Below are 1,821 nucleotides of genomic sequence, written 5' to 3' on the forward strand. Positions count from 1 at the left end.
TAAGACCCCTTAAAGATGATAAGGTTGATAGGTCCGGTGTGGAAGTACCGTAAGGTATGGAGCTGACGGATACTAATCGGTCGAGGGCTTAACCTAATTGCTTTTCTTGCTGCTAGTTTTGAAGGTACAACCTTCAATATATCAGTGTCTGGTGATGACGGCGGAGGGGATACACTCGTTCCCATCCCGAACACGACCGTTAAGCCCTCCAGCGCCGATGGTACTTGGACCGAAGGGTCCTGGGAGAGTAGGACGTTGCCAGGCATAATGTTCCTCGTTAGCTCAGTTGGTAGAGCACTCGGCTGTTAACCGAGTTGTCGCAGGTTCGAGTCCTGCACGAGGAGCCATTTTTTTGAAATGGCGGTGTAGCTCAGCTGGCTAGAGCGTACGGTTCATACCCGTGAGGTCGGGGGTTCGATTCCCTCCGCCGCTACCATGTGGATGACAAGTCCCAGTAGCTCAGCAGGATAGAGCAACGGCCTTCTAAGCCGTGTGTCAGGAGTTCGAATCTCTTCTGGGACGCCACTTTTTTATAAACTTGGAGGGATACCGAAGCGGTCATAACGGGGCGGTCTTGAAAACCGTTAGGGTGCAAGCCCACGGGGGTTCGAATCCCTCTCCCTCCGCCATAAGATGAAAAAAGTTTGGCCCGTTGGTCAAGTGGTTAAGACACCGCCCTTTCACGGCGGTAACAGGGGTTCGAATCCCCTACGGGTCACCACAAAAAGAAGACAGAGGTAAGAGATCAGAGGTCAGAGAGAAAGAAAGGACTTCGAAGAAAAACATTCAATCTGACATCCGACTTCCGGCATCTGAAATCTGTATTTGGACGATTAGCTCAGCTGGGAGAGCACCTGCCTTACAAGCAGGGGGTCGGCGGTTCGATCCCGTCATCGTCCACCATTTAAAGTCAGAGTACCATTTTGAATTATCATCTGTATTCGGTGAAAATCGTTGTACTCAAAGAGTGCACCATAGAATTTTGCCGGTGTAGCTCAATTGGTAGAGCAACTGACTTGTAATCAGTAGGTTGGGGGTTCAAGTCCTCTCGCCGGCACCATTAAAAATCAGGCTACAATGTCGAATTATCATCTATGTTGCATGAAGATTGTTGTACTCGAAGAGTGCACCATAAAAATTGACTATATGGAGCTGTGGTGTAGAGGCCTAACATGCCTGCCTGTCACGCAGGAGACCGCGGGTTCGAATCCCGTCAGCTCCGCCATATAAAATTTCTTATGAGCCATTAGCTCAGCAGGTAGAGCACCTGACTTTTAATCAGGGTGTCACAGGTTCGAATCCTGTATGGCTCACCATTTAAATATGCGGGTGTGGCGGAATTGGCAGACGCACTAGACTTAGGATCTAGCGCCTATGGCGTGGGGGTTCAACTCCCTTCACCCGCACCATTATAATTTCGAGCACTACGTCGAATTACATTCTACTTAAGAAAAAACGTTGTACTCGAAGAGTGCTCCATTAACGTGCCGGGGTGGCGGAATTGGCAGACGCACAGGACTTAAAATCCTGCGGTAGGTGACTACCGTACCGGTTCAAGTCCGGTTCTCGGCACCATCTATAATTTTAAGTACAACATCGATTTAACATCATTCTTAGAAAATAATTTTTGTACTGTAAGTGCATTATTTAAAATGAGTGTAGCAATGCGAATTTTGTTAACAATCAAAAATACTTGTGCCCTTAGCTCAGCTGGATAGAGTGTCTGACTACGAATCAGAAGGTCGGGAGTTCGAATCTCTCAGGGCACGCCATTTACGGGGTGTGGCTCAGCTTGGTAGAGCACCTGGTTTGGGACCAGGG

General features: G+C 48.5%; 12 tRNA genes and 2 rRNA genes. All 14 read left to right on the top strand.

Going from position 1 to position 1,821, the window contains the following annotated elements:
- Positions 1 to 96, top strand: a 23S ribosomal RNA gene (locus BEN26_RS13695); the annotation flags it as partial.
- Between the two features lie 51 nt (positions 97 to 147).
- A 5S ribosomal RNA gene (gene rrf, locus BEN26_RS13700) occupies positions 148 to 264 on the top strand.
- A 7-nt stretch (positions 265 to 271) separates the two neighbouring features.
- Positions 272 to 347: transfer RNA gene (locus tag BEN26_RS13705), tRNA-Asn, on the top strand.
- 12 nt (positions 348 to 359) lie between these two features.
- A tRNA-Met gene (locus tag BEN26_RS13710) sits at positions 360 to 436 on the top strand.
- A gap of 12 nt (positions 437 to 448) precedes the next feature.
- A tRNA-Arg gene (locus tag BEN26_RS13715) sits at positions 449 to 525 on the top strand.
- 15 nt (positions 526 to 540) lie between these two features.
- Positions 541 to 629, top strand: a tRNA-Ser gene (locus BEN26_RS13720).
- A 17-nt stretch (positions 630 to 646) separates the two neighbouring features.
- Positions 647 to 721: transfer RNA gene (locus BEN26_RS13725), tRNA-Glu, on the top strand.
- A gap of 106 nt (positions 722 to 827) precedes the next feature.
- Positions 828 to 903 (top strand) — tRNA-Val (locus BEN26_RS13730).
- An 81-nt stretch (positions 904 to 984) separates the two neighbouring features.
- A tRNA-Thr gene (locus tag BEN26_RS13735) sits at positions 985 to 1,060 on the top strand.
- An 88-nt stretch (positions 1,061 to 1,148) separates the two neighbouring features.
- A tRNA-Asp gene (locus BEN26_RS13740) sits at positions 1,149 to 1,225 on the top strand.
- Between the two features lie 15 nt (positions 1,226 to 1,240).
- A tRNA-Lys gene (locus BEN26_RS13745) sits at positions 1,241 to 1,316 on the top strand.
- Between the two features lie 9 nt (positions 1,317 to 1,325).
- A tRNA-Leu gene (locus BEN26_RS13750) sits at positions 1,326 to 1,409 on the top strand.
- 77 nt (positions 1,410 to 1,486) lie between these two features.
- Positions 1,487 to 1,575: transfer RNA gene (locus BEN26_RS13755), tRNA-Leu, on the top strand.
- Between the two features lie 120 nt (positions 1,576 to 1,695).
- A tRNA-Arg gene (locus tag BEN26_RS13760) sits at positions 1,696 to 1,772 on the top strand.
- Positions 1,773 to 1,821 lie beyond the last annotated feature (49 nt).

The organism is Tepidibacillus sp. HK-1 (genome assembly GCF_001748485.2).
GTDB classification, from domain to species: Bacteria; Bacillota; Bacilli; order Tepidibacillales; family Tepidibacillaceae; genus Tepidibacillus_B; species Tepidibacillus_B infernus.